The organism is Micromonospora sp. CA-240977 (assembly GCF_050942285.1).
Classification (GTDB): Bacteria; Actinomycetota; Actinomycetes; order Mycobacteriales; family Micromonosporaceae; genus Micromonospora.
Genome location: NZ_CP192055.1, coordinates 835282 through 851450, shown reverse-complemented (window position 1 = coordinate 851450; position 16169 = coordinate 835282). Strand labels below are relative to the sequence as shown.

The window sequence follows — 16169 nt, the reverse complement described above, 5'->3', positions numbered from 1 at the left end:
GCCCAAGATTCTTTCCAGCCGGGGATCAGCTGGGGCTTGCCCGCAGCTCTCTCGCTGGAGGACGTTGTCGTGATCAGGTAGAGCATCGACCGACATCGCAGTGTCAACCATCACGCGAGACCGGGCATCTGTTCCGGAGTCGACGACGGAGTGAGTCGGCGGAGATGATGCCGGCATGGACGCATGGGTAGACGGCGACCTGGCTGGCGAGTTCGAGCGGCAGCTTGATGACCTCCTGGCTGAGCTGCACTCGGACTGGGTAGAGCCCGAACTGCCGCCGAGGTACGCGAGTAACGAGTCGTTCCGTCGCTACCACCGCAGGAATGGCAAGCGCTGGCAGCTTGCCTGCGTTCTTCGGGAACGTCCTGACCTGGCCGCCGCGCTGGCCGGCCGAGTCCTGGCCGCTGTGGTCTGCGACGAGCACGTGGCCGCCAATCGCCAACTCATCGAGCCGATGGTGACGGCGGTGGGCCGTCGCCGGGTCCAGGAGTACCTCATCTCGGTCGTCACCTCTGGATCGCTACCGCAACGCGTCTGCGCGGTCCGCGCCTGGTACTGGTCGCAGGCCGTGCTCGTGTACGAGTCGCCCGAGGCACTGGCCAGGAGACAGCCCACGACGGTCAGCCAAGGCCACAATGATGACGTTGTCGACCTGCGCGCGTGGTATCGCGCGTGTCACAGCCTAGGACGCCCCGAACCTGGGCTGACCAGCGTCAGGTGGGTCGAATCTGTCAGACCGGTGGCAGGCCGGATCGAGTCACCGCCGTCGTCTTCCGCATCGGCGCTGCCGAGAGCTACGAGGTGAGCTGCACGGTGCACGAGGAACGGGGGTTGATCCTCGGCCGCACAAGATCGAAAAGGCCGTCTCCCAGAACGGGAAACGGCCTTTGAAATGGGTGGAGCTGAGGGGATTTGAACCCCTGACCCCCTCGATGCGAACGAGGTGCGCTACCAGTCTGCGCCACAGCCCCCCGCCGGCGAACCGGCTTCGGTCCCACCCGGCTTACACCGGGCGGGCCGGCAGCAAGGCTAACAGGTCGCTGGCCCCCACCGCGAATCCGCCCCCGGCCCGGCGCCCCACCGGCCCCGGAGATCCACTCGGGCTCCGGGAAAACGGGGCATCCGGGGCGCCGCGACACCCCACCTTCCTGCAAACCGAGTCGATCAACCCGACCGCCGCCCGCGCGGCCAGGAGGCACGCGGCCAGGAGGCACGCGGCCAGGAGGCACGCGGCCAGGAGGCACGCGGCCGGGAGGGGTCAGGCGCCTCGGCCGGCCTCGTAGGGGCGCCCGCGCAACCCGCCCGACCGTCGGTACGAGACCGACCCGCCGTTGACCGCCGCCGGCAGGTCGCCCGGTCGGTCCAGGCCCATGGCGGCTCGGCGTACCCCCTCACGCTGGGCGGCCAGGCGGCGCTGCGCCTCCCGGCGGGCCGCGGCGCGGCGGGCCTGTTCCCGGCGCACCTCGGCCTGCCGGGCGGCCAGCCAGGCGGCCTCCCGGGCCCGGGCGCGGCGGCGGCGACCACCCGCGAGGGCGCGACCGCGGAGGTGGACGACGTACACGGCCAGGAGCAGGAAGGTGACAGCGAAGCCGATCCAGAACCCGGGGCTGGCGAACAGCACGCCGATCAGCTCGACGACGTTGAGCAGCAGCAGGGCGGCGAGCACCCGGCGTCGCCGGTACACGGCTGGGGTGTGCTGACGGCGGGCCGGCGGGCGACGGCGGGACCGTTTCGGTGCGGGTGGCACGGCGCGTAGGCGGCCGGAGCGGCGGCCCGCCGGAGGCGCGGAGACCGGCGCGGTCAACGCACCGGTAGTCGAATCCTCGCTCAGGGTGACGACAAGTGAGCGCGGAGGGTGGACCGGACGCCGCCCCGGGACAGTACGGCGCCGCCGGCGGCGCTGGAGCACCCGCGCCGTCGACTGCGCCCGCTCCGCCACCAGCCGCTCGGTGGCGTCGTACCGGCGAACCAACGCCGGGGCCAGGGCGAGCAGGCCGGCGGCGGCGAGGACGGCGAGGAGCACCGAGGTCGGCACCCTCACCCCTCCCGTCACCGAATTCGGAGCAACCGCCACCCAACCGCAGGATCTTCCACTGATCGCGCCTGAGTGCGTGGATCGTCCGGCCGGAGAGCGCTCGCCGCAACTTGCAGTTACTTGAGGTTACGGCGCACCGACCAGGAAGCCGGCGCGCCGCGCCGATCCCGTCCGTGGGACACCTTCTCAGCGGGCGGAGGCGCGTATCCGATGCCAGCGGGCCAGCAGGCCGCCCTCGGCGGCGATCTCCTCACTCGTCATCGCGTATCCGATGTGGTCGCGCCAGGCGCCGTCGATGTGCATGTAGCGCACGTGGTACGACTCCTCGCGGAAGCCCAACTTCTCCACCACCCGCCGCGACGGCCGATTCTCCGGACGGATGTTGACCTCCACCCGGTGCAGCCCGCCGGGGCCGAACGCGTGGTCCACGGCGAGGGCGAGCGCCGTCGGGATCACGCCCTGGCCGGCGACCCGGGCGTCCACCCAGTAGCCGACATAGCCGGAGCAGAGTGCCCGTCGCACGATGCTGCCCACGTTGATGTGCCCGACCAGCCGGTCCCGGTCGGCTTCGCGCAGGCAGACCGCGAACGGCATGCCGTCACCCTCACGGGCCGAGCGCCGCTGGTCACGGAGCACCCAGCGGAACGCGGCAGGTGAGTTCAGCTCGTCCCAACCGCCGGGCAGCGACGACTCCCAGGGCGCCAACCAGGCCCGGTTGGCCCGCCGGATCTCCGACCACGGCACCGCGTCGGAGCGCCGGTAGGGCCGCAGCAACACCGGGCCGTCCGCCAACTCCACCGGCCAGCCCGGTGCCCGCGGGGGTCCGAAGAGACTCACCCGTACAGTCTCCCGCGCGGGACCGTGGCGCGCGCAAGTGGACCCACCGCGATGACCCGACGACCGTGCGACGTCCGAGCAGCCGACCGGCGGTTCGGCCGGAGAGCCGTCACCGGCGACGGTCCAGCAGCAGGACGTCCACTGTGGAGCCGGCTGCGGCGGTGGTGACCCGTTCACCGAGCACCAGCAGCCCGTTCGCCTCGGCCAGCCCGGAGAGGGTGAACGGCCCACCCCTGAGCGGCTGCACCGTGTACCCGCCCCCACGCCGCTCGGCGACGTGCGCCGGCCGGAACTCGCGCAACCCCGCCGGGGACGACACGGTCTCCAGCAGGTGCGCCCGCACGCTGGGGCGGAACACCGGCTCGGCGCCGGCGAGCAGTTGGATGGCGGGACGGGCCAGCACCTCGAACCCGATCAGCGCGGCACCCGGGTCGCCGGGAAGGCAGACCACCGGCACCTCCTCGGCGCCGACAGTGCCGAACCCGAGCGCGGTGCCGGGATAGAGCGCCACGTCGGTGAACGTGACAGGCCCGGCCCGGCCGCCCTCGCGGCGGGACAGGATCCGGCGCACCATGTCTCCGGGGCCGGTGCCGGTGCCCCCGGTGGTGATGATGAGGTCGGCGCGCAGGGTCTGGTCCTCCAGCAGCCCGCGCAGCCCCTCCGGGTCGTCGTCGCAGATCCCCACCCGGTACGCCAGTGCGCCCACCTCGGCGGCGGCGGCGGTCAGCGCGTGCGAGTTCGCGTCCACCACCTGCCCCGGCTGGCTGCCCCGACCCACGTCGACAAGTTCGTCGCCGGTGGCCACGATGACCACCCGTGGGCTGGGCCGGACCACCACGTGCCCGATGCCGGTGGCCGCGAAGACCGCGACCAGGGCCGGGGAGACGTACGTGCCGGCGCGGGCGAGCAGGGTGCCGGCGGGCAGTTCGGTGCCGGCGCGGCGGACCCCGTACCCCCGTTTGGGGGTGCGGAAGATCTCCACCGCGGCCATGCCCTGGTCGGTCCACTCCACCGGGACCACCACGTCGGCGGCGACCGGCAGCGGCGCCCCGGCCGCCACCGAGAAGCACGAGCCCGGGGTGAGTCGCACCGGCCGCCAGCTCGCCGCCCCCAGATCGCCGACGACGTTGAGCCGGATGGTCCGCCCGCCGGGCGTGCCGGAGGGGGCCGGGACGTAGCTCGGGCCCCGGCCCCCTCCGGAAATGTCCTCCCAGCGGGCCGCATACCCGTCCACGGCCGCCTGGTCGAAGGCCGGGAAGGAGTGCGGCGCGACGACGTCCTCGGCGAGGACGTTGCCGTGCGCCTGGGTGAGATCGAGGTCGAGTGGCGGCAGCGCGCGCAACCTGCGCAGCACGCTGCCCAGGTAGTCGGCGAGCGGCGTCAACTCGTTCGCGGCCGCCTCGGCGTCGGCCGTCGCTGTCATGTACCAGATCCGCCTGCCGCGTCGGCCTTGACGAAGTCGGCAAGCCAGGACCGGAACTCGGTGCCCAGATCCTCGCGCTCGGCGGCGATCTGCACGACCGTCTGGAGGTAGCCCAGCGGCATGCCGGTGTCGTAACGGGTGCCCCGGTAGACGATCGCGTGCACCGGTGTGCCCTCGGTGCGCAGCAACTCCATGGCGTCGGTCAGCTGGATCTCGCCGCCGCTGCCCGGCTTGGTCCGGCGGATCGCGTCGAAAATCTTGCCGGGCAGCACGTACCGACCCAGCACCGCGAGGTTGCTCGGCGCGTCCTCGGGCTGCGGCTTCTCCACCATCCCGGTCACCTTGACGACCTCACCGATGTCGGTCAGCTCCGCCTCGGCGGGCTCGACGGAGGCGATGCCGTACCGCTTGGTCTCGGCCGGGTCGACCTCGAAGAAGGCGAGCACCACACCGCCGGTGCGGGCCTGCAACTCCAGCATCGCCGGCAGCAGCGGCTCCGACGGCTTGACGAACTCGTCGCCGAGCAGCACCGCGAAGGGCTGGTCGCCGACGTGCGACTCGGCGTACCCGACGGCGTGGCCCAGCCCGAGTTGCTCGGGCTGCCGCACTGTGTAGATCTCGGCCAGCTCGCTGGGCCGACGCACGGCGGCCAGCCGCTCGGTGTCGCCCTTCTCCTCCAGCCTGGTCTCCAGGTCCGGACGACGATCGAAGTGGTCCACCATCGATGTCTTACCCCGACCGGTGATCAGCAACACGTCACCGATGCCAGCCTGGGTGGCCTCCTCGACGATGTACTGCAACACCGGCCGGTCCACCACCGGCAGCAACTCCTTGGGCACCGCCTTGGTGGCCGGCAGGAACCGGGTGGCAAGTCCGGCGGCCGGGATGACGGCCTTGACCGCCAGGGGACGGCCGGTTGCGGCGGCCGCCGATGAGGGGTTCGCTGAGTGCTCCGACATGCCGCGAGACTATCGGCCACGGCTCTGCCGCGGCGGGTGTGGCCCAGAAGACGCGCCGCCACCCGACCCCGGCCGCGCCGCGTCCGGGCCCGCCCGGGCCGCATCGGCGTCGATGTCCGCCGGGTCGTCGGCCGGCTCGGGCCACGCGTGCGCCGGCGACCCTTCCGGTACGCCCACTGCCGGCTCCGACCGGGCGGGCCCGCCCGGCTCCCGGTTGACCTGCGCCGGCTGGCCGGCGCGCGGCAGCCCGTCGGGTGGGCTCACGACGCCCGCGAGCACCGGTATCTCCCGCGTGGCCACGTCCGGGCGTACCTCGGCGACCCGGTAGGTGTCGCGGCCGGCCGCCTTGGCCGCGTAGAGCGCGTCGTCGGCGGCTTCCAGCACCTCCCGCCCGGTGGTGCCGTTGTCCGGGTAGACGGCGATGCCCACCGACACCGTCACCACCACCGGCCCGGCGTACGCCTCCACGGCAATCGGCGTCTCGCGGACCGCCGCGCCGAGCCGCTCGGCCACTATCGCCGCGCCCCGCGCGTCGGTCTCCGGCAGCAGCAGCACGAACTCCTCACCGCCCTGCCGGAAGGCCAGGTCGACCTCGCGGATCTCGCCGCGCACCCGCCGGGCGAACTCGGCAAGCACGGTGTCCCCCGCGGCGTGCCCGTACGTGTCGTTGACGTCCTTGAACCGGTCGAGGTCCAGGGCGAGGACGCTGAGCATCCGCCCGAAGCGACTGGCGCGTTCCACCTCCCGCCGGATCGACTCGCGCAGGTAGCGGTAGTTCCACAGCCCGGTGAGCGGGTCGGTGAGGGAGAGCCGTTGGGCCTCCTCGTGCACCCGGACGTTGTCGACCGCGACCGCCGCGTGTCCGGCGAAGGTTCGCAGGGTGACCAGGTCGTCGTCGTCGAACTCGTCGGCGCCCAGACGGTCGTAGAGAGCCAGCACGCCGAGCGCCGCGGCCACGCCGGCCTCATCGGAGGATCCGCTGAGGGTGGCCGCGGCCGAGCCGGGGGTGGCGAACGGGACCGCCACGTACGTGCGGCAGCGTGGCTCGATGGACGGGGCGTCGGTCGGTTCCGCCCTCCCCCGCTGCGGTTCCCCGGTGGCGGCGACGGCGCCGACCACACCGACCCCGACCGGCACCCGAAGCGTCGGCGACCCGTCCCCGCCCACCTCCGGCCAGCGCCCGTCCAGCCCCTCGGTGCACTGTGCGACGAGCATCCCGCCGGTCTCCACGAGCAGCACGGCGCCGGCCCGCGCGCCGGTGGCGCCGATGGCGCTGTGCAGGATCACCCGCAGGATGCGTTGCAGGTCGTGCGTGCTGGCCAGGGTGTCGCCGAGCACCGCGAGGTGACCGCGGAGCTGGTCGCGGTTGCTGGTCAGCGCCGCCACGTAGGCCCCCGTCTCCCGGGTCATCCGGTTGAACGCGGCGGCCAGCCGGCCCAGCTCGTCGCGGCTGCGGACCGGCACCCGGGCGGTCAGGTCGCCGTGGGCCACCCGGTCGACCGCGCCGGCCAACTCCATGAGCGGTCGGGTGGTCATCCGGGCCAGCCGCCAGGCGGTCAGTACGGCGAGCAACGCGGCCACCACGACCACCCCGATCAGCGTGGCGTGCAGCCCCGCCGGGCGCTCGCTGGGCACGGAGACGACAAGCGGCAGCGGCTGCGCGTCGGACGGCCCGATCCTTCGCACGTACCGGCCCTGGCTGGTCTCGGTCACCCGCTCACCGTCGGCGGCGCTCGCGGCGGCCAGCACCGCGTCGCGTACCTCGCGGGACTCGGTCGTGTGGGCGACCCGGGCGGCGCTGGCCCCGCTGTCCAGCAGGGTGACCGCCACCCCGGTCACCGCCGCCAGCCGGGCCACGAAGTCCGGGTCGACACGTTGCGCGGCGGTCACCGTGCCCAGCAGCGCGCCGCCGCGGTCGCGGAGGTCGACGTGGGCGGCCAGCGCGCGGACCGGACCTGTCGTGTCCGTGCTCGGGCCGGAGCAGTCCCGCCACGGTGTCGACGGCGCCCCGGGCGAAACGTAGGTGACCTCGCCCCGCACGTCGGTGATCAGCACCGCGGCGACCAGGCCCCGGCCGATCAGTTGGGCGGCGGCGACGGCCGGATCGGCGGTGAGGGCCACCACGTCGGCGGTGGCGCGTAGCTGCTGGCAGAGCGCGTCGACCGAGGTACGCACCGTGGACGCCGCCACCGCCAGGCGCTCGGTGGAGCGGCTGCGGTCGACGGCGCTGACGGTGGAGGCGACGAAGAGCGTGCCGAGCAGGACCGGCCCGAGCACCACCACGAGGAAGGCTGTCGTCAACCGCCCGCGTAGCGTCACTCGGTCCCCCCGGAAGTTCCGCCTCCGTTGCTTGCGATGCTGACACAGTGCAACCGTGAGAGAGGCGTTGCGTCAGGAGTGTTGCGTGGCGGAATTTTCTGATGAAGCGGAAGTGACCCGGTTGGCGAAGCGCGACGCCCGCGTCGAGCTGCTCGCCCGCCGCCGGTCGCTGAGCGGCCCCACCCGGGCCGTCGCCGCCGGGCGCGTGCAGGCCGAGCTGGTCACGCTGGTACGCCGGCTGCGCCCGCGCCGGATGACGGCGTACGTCCCGGTCGGCTCCGAACCGGGCGGCGCGGACCTGCCGGAGGTGCTGCGCGCGGCCTTACCGGCGGACGCCGAGTTGCTGCTGCCGGTCCTCCTCAGCGACCTGGATCTGGACTGGGCGGCGTATACCGGGGCGGAAGCCTTGATCGCCGCGGGTCGGGGTATCCGAGAGCCGGCCGGCGCCCGGCTGGGGGTGGCCGCCGTGGCGGAGGCGGACCTGGTGCTCGTACCGGCTCTCGCCGTCGACCGCGTCGGCCGGCGGCTCGGACGCGGCGGCGGCTCGTACGACCGGGCACTCGCCCGGGTGCCCGAGGCGACGCTGACGGTGGTGCCGCTGCACGACGGTGAGCTGGTCGAGGCGCTGCCGGCCGAACCGCACGACCGTCGTGTCCGCGCGGTCGTCACCCCCGCCGACGGGATGCGTACCCTTGACGCCGGCCCGGGTGCGCCGCACGGTGTCGCGCCCCACACGTCCGCTGGACGAACCCGGGGCGAATGACGCACCATTGGCACTCGTATACGTCGAGTGCCAACTGGCTGAGCCCAGATCCGGAGGAGAACGTGCCCACGTACCAGTACGCCTGCACCACGTGCGGTCACCAGCTCGAGGCGGTGCAGTCCTTCTCTGACGAGCCGCTGACCGAGTGCCCGGCGTGTCAGGGGCGGCTGCGCAAGGTCTTCAACTCGGTCGGCATCGTCTTCAAGGGTTCGGGCTTCTACCGCACCGACTCGCGGGCGTCCGGCTCCGAGGCGACGGCCGGCGGCACGACCAGCAAGCCCGGTAAGTCCGAGTCATCGTCCTCGGGTGGAGACTCCGGGTCGTCCGGGTCGTCCTCGTCCGGCGCGTCCTCGTCGGGTTCGTCCTCGTCGTCGGGTTCGTCCGGGTCGTCCGGGTCGTCGGGCTCGTCGTCGGGCTCGTCCTCGTCCGGCGGGTCGAGCGGCGGCAAGGCCCCGGCGGCCAGCTCCGCGTCCTGATCCGCCAGCGCCGACTCGCTCGGTCTTGATCCACTCGGGTTCACGGAATCGGCCCGTTCCCGCTGGCGGGATACCCCGGCTTCCGTGACCCCGAGTCGATCAGCGGGCTGCGGGGCTTCGGCAGGTCCGTCCGCTAGCAGATCAGGCCGGCAGGCGGGGGTTGTCCACAGGCCGTCCGGTTATCCACAGGCGCCGACGAACGGCCGGCTGACCAGGTCTTGAGCCGCCTAGTCTGCCGCCCACGGGATGTCACTGCGACACCCCAGGGGCGGGAGGCGACAGAGGCGATGCGCGATCCGGACTCCGCGCGGGCGTTACGTCCGCTGCGCCGACCCACCCTGCCCGGCGGGCCCACCCTGCTCCGGGCCGGTCTGGTCGCCGCTCTCCTCGGCCTGGCCGCCGCCGTCCTGCACACCCCGACCGGCTGCCCGCCACCCCCCGCGCCCTCCCCGGGGCCGACGGGAGCTACCGCCACGTCCCGGCCGGCCACCGACGGCACTCCGAGCACCCCCGGCGGACCGGACGACAACGGCAAGGCAGGCCCCACCGACGCGAGTGACGAGGCAGTCCCCACCGACGACAGCGGCGGAGCAGCCCGCACCGACGGCAGCGGAACCATCGGTCCACCACCGACCGGCACCAGCACCGAACCCGGCACGCCCACCGGCGGCGGCACAACCGCCGGACCCGGCACGCCCACCGGCAGCGGCACAACCGCCGGACCCGGCACGCCCACCGGCAGCGGCACGGCGAGGCCACCGGCGCTGCCGAGCGGCGCTGTCGGGGTCCCGGAGGGCACCCGCCTCGCCATTGTCGTCGGCGACTGAACCGCGACGGGAGCCGGCTGCGTTCGGCGTCAGTCCCAGTGCGGAGGACGTTCGGCGAGCAGCCAGTCGTCGTTGCCGCTCGCCCGCTCGCCCCAGCCCCGGTCGGTGTCGTCCGAGGTCTGCTCGGGCAGCACCACGAAGTCTTCGCTCAGGTCGACGGTGCGGTCGTCGTCGGGCGCGGCCTGGATGCCGGGGTCCATGGTGCTCACGAACGGCAAGACTAGCGCAGCGGAGGGGCAGCGGACCGGCCGCCGACGGTGGCGCGTCGTGCAGAAGCGGACGGGCCGCCGGCCGCGTTGGTAGCGTCGGACGGCGTGACGACCCCCAGCGGTGGCAGCACCCCGGACGACTACTGGCGACGGCCCGGCCCCGGCGACGAATCGGTGACGCATCAGCCTCCCGCCACGTCCACGAACACCCCCGCGAGCGGCTATGCCGGCCCACCGCCGAGCGTGCCGCCGCCGACCGGTTGGCGTCCCCCCGTACACCTGCAGCCGGCACCACCACGACGGCTGCCGCCGCAGGACATGGCCGCGCTGGACGTGGCTGAGCAGCGTTCGCAGCGGGTCACCTACGGCTTCGGTGTGGCGGCCGCCGTGGTGCTGGTGGTCGTGGTCTGCCTGCTCTGCTCGCGAATCATCTTCTGAGCGGCGAGCGGAGCGGTCAGAGGGTGGTGCCCCAGACGGCCTCGGCGCCGCTGTGGCCGGTCAGGTAGACGTAGATGAGGGCGGCGATGGACAGCGCCACGACCGCCACCGCCAGCACGGGGACGACAAGCGCCGGCAGCCGCGGCACCCGGGGGTGCCCACTGGTCGCCACCAGCAGCAGGATGGCCACGATCCCGAGCGGCACCACGATGCGGAACAGGATGTCGCCGTAGCGGGAGTGATCGAAGATCTGGTCGAGGATCGGCCCCTGGAAGCCCCGGGCGACGAGCGCGTCGGTGAACACCTCACCCGATTTGACGGCCACGAACGCGGTCACCGGCGCCACCACGGCGAGGAGGCCCAGGGCCCAGTCCAGCCGGTGCCGCCATCGCGGCAGCCCCACGTAGGCGATGGCCAGCACCGCCAGCAGCGGCACGAACACGACGACCGCGTGGACCACCAGGACGTGTCCCGGTAGACCCAGGATCTGCTCGAACATCGAACCCTCCAGGTGGATCACGGTCAGGGGAGGGCCAGCGTACGGTCCACCGACCGTCCCCTGGCTCTCGACCGGTCACACGCGCGCCGCGCCGATCGGGTTCACCGTCGCGGGCCGTGGACCCGATCTTCCCGGTCTGTGTCGGTGACCACCCGGGCCGGGCGACGGTTGTCGATGCTGGTCGCGCGTGCTGTCATTGGCGCATGTCCACCGCCGAGGAGCTGCTGCGATCGAAGGGCCTGCGTGTCACGCGGCCCCGCCTCGCGGTGCTCGACGTGCTGGCCGGCGGCGGCCACCTGGAGGTCGACGAGATCAGCCGGCGCGTCCGGGAACGCCTCGACTCGGTCTCCACCCAGGCGGTGTACGACGTGCTGGGCGCGCTGTCCCGGGCCGGGTTGTCCCGCCGGATCGAACCGGCCGGCGGTCCCGCCCGCTACGAGGCACGCGTCGGCGACAACCACCATCACGTGGTCTGCCGGGGCTGCGGCGAGATCGCCGACATCGACTGCGCGGTGGGCAGCGCACCGTGTCTGGAGCCGAACGTGTCGCACGGGTTCGAGGTGGACGAGGCGGAAGTGACCTTCTGGGGCCTCTGCCCGGCCTGCCGGGCGCGCCGCTCCGCCGACGTGTGACCCGACGGCACCGCCGGGACGTGCCCGACGGGGTCGGCCCGAGCGTGGCACTCTTGGGCGGTGGACTCCGATGACCTCGGCCTCTTCGGTCCGGGTTCGGTCACGTGGAAGGTGCACGAGGAGCCGATCCTGATCGTCGCCGGCCTGCGCTCGCTCTACCTCCAGGCGTTGCACCCCCGGGCGATGGCCGGGGTCGCGCAGAACAGCAACTACCGCACCGACGCCTGGGGCCGCCTGGTCCGCACCGCCACCTATGTCGCGACCACCGTCTACGGGACCACCGCCGAGGCGGAGGCGGCCGGCGCCCGGCTCCGCCGGCTGCACGACCGGCTGCGGGCCACCGACCCGCGCACCGGAGAGGAGTTCCGGATCGACGAGCCGGACCTGCTGCGCTGGGTGCACGTCACCGAGGTCGAGTCGTTCCTCGACACGGCCCGGCGGGCCGGGCTGCCGCTCACCGACGACGAGGTGGACGGCTACTACACCGAGCAGCGCCGCTCGGCCGCTCTGGTCGGCCTGGACCCGGCCACCGTGCCGGGCACCGCCGCCGAGGTCACGGAGTATTACCGCGCCGTACGGCCGCAGTTGCGGATGACCAGGGAGGCCGCCGAGACGGCGCTCTTCCTCACCGCCCCGCCGCTGCCCTGGAAGCTCAGCCTGCCGGCCCGGTTGGGGCTCACCCTCGGCCCGCCGCGCTGGGCGTACCTGGGAATCGCCGGCACCGCCTTCGCACTGCTGCCGGCCTGGGCGCACCGGATGTACGGCGGGCTCGGTCTGCCCACCACGGCGGTGTCGGCGGACCTGACAGTGCGCGCGCTGCGGCTCGCGTTCGCCACCGTGCCCCGTCGCTATCTGGAGGGGCCGTTGATCCAGGCCGCCAAGGAGCGGGCCGCGCGTCACGCGGCCACCCCGCTGGTCGGCTGACCCGGCCGCCGATCGAGGTCAGCCGTCGGTGTGCCGGTCCATGGCGGCCCACGGCTCCTTGCCCGGCATCTGCGCTCCGGTCGGGCAGTGCCGCCGGAAGTCGCACCAGCCACAGCGCGGGCCGGGTGCCACCGGGAACGCCTCGTCCGCGTCGGCGCCGTCCGCGACCGCCCGTTCGGCGGCCATGATGTCGCGGGCCGTCTCCTCCGCGCGGGTCAACTGTCGGGCCAGTGATTCGGCTGTGTGGTCGTGGCCGGCGACAGTGCCGGTCGGCAGGTGGTGCAGCTCGACCCGACGGCACGGCCGGCGGAACACCCGCTCGGCCGCGTACGCGTAGAGCGCCAACGCCTGCGAACCCCGGGCGTCGTCGGCGTCCAGCCCGGTGCGACCGGTCTTGTAGTCGACGATGACCAGCTCGGGCCCGTCCGGCCCGGTACGCGAGTCGATCCGGTCGGTGCGACCGTTGAACGCCAGCACTGCGGTCTTGACCGCCACCACCCGCTCCACGCCGAGCGGGTCGGAGTCGACCTCCAGCGTCTCGACGTACGCCTCCAACCAGCCCAGCGCCCGCCGGTAGGCGGCCCGCTCCTGCTCGTCGTCGCGGTAGCCCTCGCGGACCCAGGTGCCCTTGAGCAGGGTGGCCAGGGCTTCGGGGCGACGCCGGTCGGCGGGCAGCGCATACCAGTTTTTCAGTGCGGTGTGCACGCTGGCGCCGAGCGAGTTGTGCGCCCACGGCGGGCCCTTGGGCGGGGCCGGTCGGTCGACGTAGGAGTAGCGGTAGCGGCGTGGGCAGTCCGCGTACGCGCCGAGTTTGCTCGGTGTGCAGACGAACAGGCGCTCCGGCATGCCCTCGAAGCCGAGCTGCTCGGCATCGCCGGCGCGCTGTCGGGGAGCTCGGCCACCGGCCGCGGGCCGTCCCGCTGAGGAGGATCGTCGCACGCCTGCGATCCTGCCACCCACCCCCGACACCGCGCGTACGCCGGTCAGGTCATGTTGACGTACTGGGTGACGAAGGCGAACACCGCGTCGGCGATGAGCTGGACGGCGATCGCGGCCAGCAGGAGGCCGGCGATCCTGGTCAGCACCTCGATCCCGCCCGGTCGGAGGATCTTCACGATGCCGCCGGAGAAGCGGAGGACGATCCACACCGCGAGCATCACGGCGAGGATGGCCACGGCGATGGCGGTGAAGTCGCCCCACCCGTGGGCCTGCTGGACGAAGAGCATCGTCGCCACGATGGCCCCCGGACCGGCCAGCAGCGGGGTGCCCAGCGGCACCAGGGCGATGTTCGAGGTGGCTTCCGAGCTCGGCCCGTCGGTCTTGCCGGTGAGCAGCTCCAGGGCGACGAGCACGAGCAGCAGCCCACCGGCCGCCTGCAACGCCGGTAGGTCGACGTGCAGGTAGTCCAGCAGGGTCTGCCCCGCCACCGCGAAGACCACGATCACGCCCAACGCCAGCGTGACGGCCTGCCAGGCGGCCCGGTTTCGGTCGCGGGCGGGCAGCGGGCCGGTCAACGCCAGGAAGATCGGCATCATGCCCGGCGGGTCAGTGATCACCAGCAGGGTCACGAAAACCTCGCCGAACAGCTTCAGATCCACGTGATCAACCTAGCCGCGCCGCAGTGGACGAAATACTCGGATCAGCCCGAAGCGACCTCGGTCACCCCGGCGGCGACGATCCGTTCGTACGCCTCGGCGCTTGTGGAGAAGGCCCCGAGTTGGACCGTCTTGTGGGTGCCGTGGAAGTCCGAGGAGCCGGTGACGAACAGGCCCAACTCGGCGGCGAGCGCCCGCACGTGCTCCCGCTCGGCCGGGCTGTGGTCCTCGTGGTCGGCCTCAAGCCCGGCCAGCCCCGCGAGGGCCAGCTCGGCGATCAGCTCGTCGGGCACCACCCGACCGCGCCGGGTGGCCCGGGGGTGGGCGAAGACCGGCACGCCGCCGGCCGACCGGACCAGGTGGATCGCCCGGAACACGTCGATGTCGTCCTTGGGCAGCCGGTAGCGTTCGCCCAGCCAGTCCGGGCCGAACGCCTCCCGGGTGCTGCCCACCAGCCCGGCCTGGATCAACGCCTGCGCGATGTGCGGACGGCCCACTGTGCCGCCGCCGGCACCGGCCAGGATGTCCGGCCAGCTCACCTCGATGCCGTCGGCGCGCAGCAGCCCGACGATGCGTTCGCCGCGCTCTTCCCGGGCGGCCCGCACCCGGCCCAGCTCGGCCACCAGTTCCGGGTGGTCCGGGTCGAACAGGTACGCGAGCAGGTGCAGCGGCACCGCCGGCCGGGTCCCGGACCACCGACAGGACAGCTCCGCCCCCCGGATCAGGCGTAGTCCCGGCGGCAGCGCCCGCACGGCCGGCGCCCAGCCGGCGGTGGTGTCGTGGTCGGTGATCGCCAGCACGTCCAGCCCCGCCTCGGCGGCGGCGCGAACCAGCTCAGCCGGGGGCAGCGTGCCGTCGCTGGCCGTCGAGTGGGTGTGCAGGTCGATGCGCGGGGCGGAGCCGGTACGCGAGGTCACCGTCCGACGCTACCGAGGAACAACCGAGCCCGACTCACGAAGGTCACCTCGACCGCGTGGGTCAGAAGGGGGCGACCAGGACTGGCCGGTCCCCGGCCGGCACGTCGGACACCGCGGCGGGGCTGGCGGGTTCCCCTGCCCGCACCCGGCCGACGTCGACCCGGACCAGCTCGCCGGCGGCGTCGAGGTAGGAGGCGTGGGACTCGTCGATCCAGACGATCGCGCCGGTCATCGGCGGCCCGGCCGCGACGGCGGTCGGGTTCGGCCCGAGCCGCCGCAGGTCGACAAGCAGCGCCTGACTCGCCTTGCCGATCCGCCCGTTCACCAGCAGCCACCTCCCGTCCGGGGAGATCCCGCCGACTCCGTCCCGGCTGAGGTCCGGCCCGCAGCCGGTCTCGACCGGGTTCAGGTGACGGGTCGGATCGAGCACGGCCAGGCAGGTCCGACCCGGGTCGGTGAGGATCTGCCCGACGAGCCGCCCATCGGGCAGCCCCCCGTAGACGTTGACGGTCATCTGGTCGACGGCCTCGGTCAACGGCCCCGAGCCGGGACGCCACAGGATGTGGCCGGCGCCCGCCGGGTCGGGTCGGACCAGCACGCTGTCGCCGACGAACCGGATCGGCACCGCGCCGGCGGGCACCGCGGTACGCGCCGCACCGATGAGCTGACCGCCGACCACCCCGGCCACCAGCAGATCGCCGCCGTCCCGCCAGGCCACCTGGCGGCTGTCCGGCGCCAGGACGATCGTCCCCGCTCCGGCAAGCAGCACCTGCGCCAGACCGTCGTTCTGCAGCACCCGCAGGGAACGGCCCGCGGTGGTCTGCGTACTGACCACCAACCAACCGCCGCCGTCGGGGAGGAGTTGGGCATGTTCGGCCGGCCCGATGTCGGGCAGCACCAGCCGTCGTCCGTCGGCGCTGACAAGTGTCTCGCTCCCGAGCAAAGCCGCCGACGGTCCGGGCGAGGGTTTGGTGCCGGGAACGCTGGCCGTCGGGATCGGCCGGCCGGACGGGTCCGGGTCACCGATCACCACGATGGGTGCCCCATCGCGCCCGGTCTCGGCGCCGAGCTGTGCCATGCCAGCGCTGAGCAGGACGGTGGCGACCGCCGCGATGGCGAGACCGGCCGCGGTACGCCGACGCCGGATCCGGTTCGCGCGACGGATGGCCTGGCCCGCCGGGTCGATGCCCAGTGGGCGGGCAACGGCGACCTGGTGCGAGAGGGTCTCCCGCACCGCACCTTCCAGTTCATCAGGCGGCACCTGGTAAGAACGCCGCGGGCCGTCCGTCAGGTTGTCGGGCTGGCCTGGGGAAACG

Annotated in this window: 18 protein-coding genes, 1 tRNA gene and 1 pseudogene; 7 read left to right on the top strand and 13 right to left on the bottom strand. The window is 73.4% G+C overall.

Annotated features, from left to right (window positions below):
- The first annotated feature begins 175 nt into the window (after window positions 1-175).
- Window positions 176-805 (top strand): hypothetical protein, encoded by a 630-nt coding sequence (locus ACQPWW_RS04125; protein WP_433129279.1) that lies wholly within the window; start codon window positions 176-178, stop codon window positions 803-805.
- 92 nt (window positions 806-897) lie between these two features.
- On the opposite strand, the gene ACQPWW_RS04120 is transcribed toward ACQPWW_RS04125, so the two are convergent.
- From ACQPWW_RS04120 to ACQPWW_RS04095, 6 genes are all read right to left on the bottom strand, one after another.
- A tRNA-Ala gene (locus ACQPWW_RS04120) sits at window positions 898-971 on the bottom strand.
- A 287-nt stretch (window positions 972-1258) separates the two neighbouring features.
- Window positions 1259-2041, bottom strand: coding sequence for a divisome protein SepX/GlpR (gene sepX / locus ACQPWW_RS04115; protein ID WP_433129277.1), 783 nt, complete (start codon window positions 2039-2041; stop codon window positions 1259-1261).
- Window positions 2042-2221: 180 nt separating this feature from the next.
- Window positions 2222-2872: a GNAT family N-acetyltransferase gene (locus tag ACQPWW_RS04110; protein WP_433129275.1), complete on the bottom strand. Its 651-nt coding sequence runs from the start codon at window positions 2870-2872 to the stop codon at window positions 2222-2224.
- A 109-nt stretch (window positions 2873-2981) separates the two neighbouring features.
- A complete protein-coding gene (locus tag ACQPWW_RS04105; protein WP_433129273.1) occupies window positions 2982-4295 on the bottom strand; it encodes a molybdopterin molybdotransferase MoeA in 1314 nt (437 codons plus the stop codon).
- Window positions 4292-5254, bottom strand: coding sequence for a UTP--glucose-1-phosphate uridylyltransferase (locus tag ACQPWW_RS04100; RefSeq protein WP_433129271.1), 963 nt, complete (start codon window positions 5252-5254; stop codon window positions 4292-4294). Before ACQPWW_RS04100 ends, ACQPWW_RS04105 begins: the two co-directional genes overlap by 4 nt.
- Before the next feature lie 9 nt (window positions 5255-5263).
- Entirely contained in the window at window positions 5264-7573 is a 2310-nt protein-coding gene (locus tag ACQPWW_RS04095) for a diguanylate cyclase (RefSeq protein WP_433129269.1), read from the bottom strand.
- An 85-nt stretch (window positions 7574-7658) separates the two neighbouring features.
- Here ACQPWW_RS04095 and ACQPWW_RS04090 point away from each other — a divergent pair, with 85 nt between their 5' ends.
- Both ACQPWW_RS04090 and ACQPWW_RS04085 read left to right on the top strand, forming a co-directional pair.
- Window positions 7659-8336, top strand: coding sequence for a 5-formyltetrahydrofolate cyclo-ligase (locus ACQPWW_RS04090; protein WP_433129267.1), 678 nt, complete (start codon window positions 7659-7661; stop codon window positions 8334-8336).
- Window positions 8333-8491: pseudogene (locus ACQPWW_RS04085) on the top strand (FmdB family zinc ribbon protein); the annotation flags it as partial. The gene ACQPWW_RS04090 and the pseudogene ACQPWW_RS04085, both read left to right, overlap by 4 nt.
- A gap of 62 nt (window positions 8492-8553) precedes the next feature.
- Here the strand turns inward: ACQPWW_RS04085 and ACQPWW_RS04080 are convergent.
- On the bottom strand, window positions 8554-8856 hold the full coding sequence (locus tag ACQPWW_RS04080) for a hypothetical protein (protein WP_433134782.1): 303 nt from the start codon (window positions 8854-8856) through the stop codon (window positions 8554-8556).
- A gap of 243 nt (window positions 8857-9099) precedes the next feature.
- Between ACQPWW_RS04080 and ACQPWW_RS04075 the strand changes: the two genes are divergently transcribed.
- Entirely contained in the window at window positions 9100-9639 is a 540-nt protein-coding gene (locus tag ACQPWW_RS04075) for a flagellar biosynthesis protein FlgA (RefSeq protein ID WP_433129264.1), read from the top strand.
- 29 nt (window positions 9640-9668) lie between these two features.
- Here ACQPWW_RS04075 and ACQPWW_RS04070 read toward each other — a convergent pair whose 3' ends face one another.
- On the bottom strand, window positions 9669-9848 hold the full coding sequence (locus ACQPWW_RS04070) for a hypothetical protein (protein ID WP_433129262.1): 180 nt from the start codon (window positions 9846-9848) through the stop codon (window positions 9669-9671).
- 105 nt (window positions 9849-9953) lie between these two features.
- Between ACQPWW_RS04070 and ACQPWW_RS04065 the strand changes: the two genes are divergently transcribed.
- Window positions 9954-10286, top strand: coding sequence for a hypothetical protein (locus tag ACQPWW_RS04065; protein ID WP_433129260.1), 333 nt, complete (start codon window positions 9954-9956; stop codon window positions 10284-10286).
- 16 nt (window positions 10287-10302) lie between these two features.
- Here ACQPWW_RS04065 and ACQPWW_RS04060 read toward each other — a convergent pair whose 3' ends face one another.
- Window positions 10303-10785 carry a DUF2231 domain-containing protein gene (locus ACQPWW_RS04060; protein ID WP_433129259.1) on the bottom strand — a complete coding sequence of 161 codons (483 nt, stop codon included), beginning with the start codon at window positions 10783-10785 and terminating at the stop codon, window positions 10303-10305.
- A gap of 203 nt (window positions 10786-10988) precedes the next feature.
- On the opposite strand from ACQPWW_RS04060, the gene ACQPWW_RS04055 reads away from it, so the two are divergent.
- Complete coding sequence (locus ACQPWW_RS04055) at window positions 10989-11417, top strand: Fur family transcriptional regulator (protein WP_433129257.1); 429 nt, start codon at window positions 10989-10991, stop codon at window positions 11415-11417.
- A gap of 60 nt (window positions 11418-11477) precedes the next feature.
- Window positions 11478-12341 carry an oxygenase MpaB family protein gene (locus tag ACQPWW_RS04050; protein WP_433129255.1) on the top strand — a complete coding sequence of 288 codons (864 nt, stop codon included), beginning with the start codon at window positions 11478-11480 and terminating at the stop codon, window positions 12339-12341.
- Window positions 12342-12359: 18 nt separating this feature from the next.
- On the opposite strand, the gene ACQPWW_RS04045 is transcribed toward ACQPWW_RS04050, so the two are convergent.
- The 4 genes from ACQPWW_RS04045 to ACQPWW_RS04030 all read right to left on the bottom strand — a co-directional run bounded on the left by ACQPWW_RS04045 (window position 12360) and on the right by ACQPWW_RS04030 (window position 16087).
- Window positions 12360-13280, bottom strand: a complete 921-nt coding sequence (locus tag ACQPWW_RS04045) for a RecB family exonuclease (protein ID WP_433129253.1) — start codon at window positions 13278-13280, stop codon at window positions 12360-12362.
- Window positions 13281-13324: 44 nt separating this feature from the next.
- Window positions 13325-13939: a MarC family protein gene (locus ACQPWW_RS04040; protein ID WP_433129251.1), complete on the bottom strand. Its 615-nt coding sequence runs from the start codon at window positions 13937-13939 to the stop codon at window positions 13325-13327.
- Between the two features lie 41 nt (window positions 13940-13980).
- Entirely contained in the window at window positions 13981-14853 is an 873-nt protein-coding gene (locus tag ACQPWW_RS04035) for a PHP domain-containing protein (protein ID WP_433129249.1), read from the bottom strand.
- A 61-nt stretch (window positions 14854-14914) separates the two neighbouring features.
- Window positions 14915-16087 (bottom strand): hypothetical protein, encoded by a 1173-nt coding sequence (locus ACQPWW_RS04030; RefSeq protein WP_433129247.1) that lies wholly within the window; start codon window positions 16085-16087, stop codon window positions 14915-14917.
- Between the last annotated feature and the right edge of the window lie 82 nt (window positions 16088-16169).

Excerpts from the sequence above, each read along its gene's own strand:
- ACQPWW_RS04125 (WP_433129279.1), top strand. The coding sequence starts at position 176 with ATGGACGCATGGGTAGACGGCGACCTGGCTGGCGAGTTCGAGCGGCAG.
- ACQPWW_RS04105 (WP_433129273.1), bottom strand. The coding sequence starts at position 4,295 with ATGACAGCGACGGCCGACGCCGAGGCGGCCGCGAACGAGTTGACGCCG.
- ACQPWW_RS04100 (WP_433129271.1), bottom strand. The coding sequence starts at position 5,254 with ATGTCGGAGCACTCAGCGAACCCCTCATCGGCGGCCGCCGCAACCGGC.
- ACQPWW_RS04075 (WP_433129264.1), top strand. The coding sequence starts at position 9,100 with ATGCGCGATCCGGACTCCGCGCGGGCGTTACGTCCGCTGCGCCGACCC.
- ACQPWW_RS04060 (WP_433129259.1), bottom strand. The coding sequence starts at position 10,785 with ATGTTCGAGCAGATCCTGGGTCTACCGGGACACGTCCTGGTGGTCCAC.
- ACQPWW_RS04055 (WP_433129257.1), top strand. The coding sequence starts at position 10,989 with ATGTCCACCGCCGAGGAGCTGCTGCGATCGAAGGGCCTGCGTGTCACG.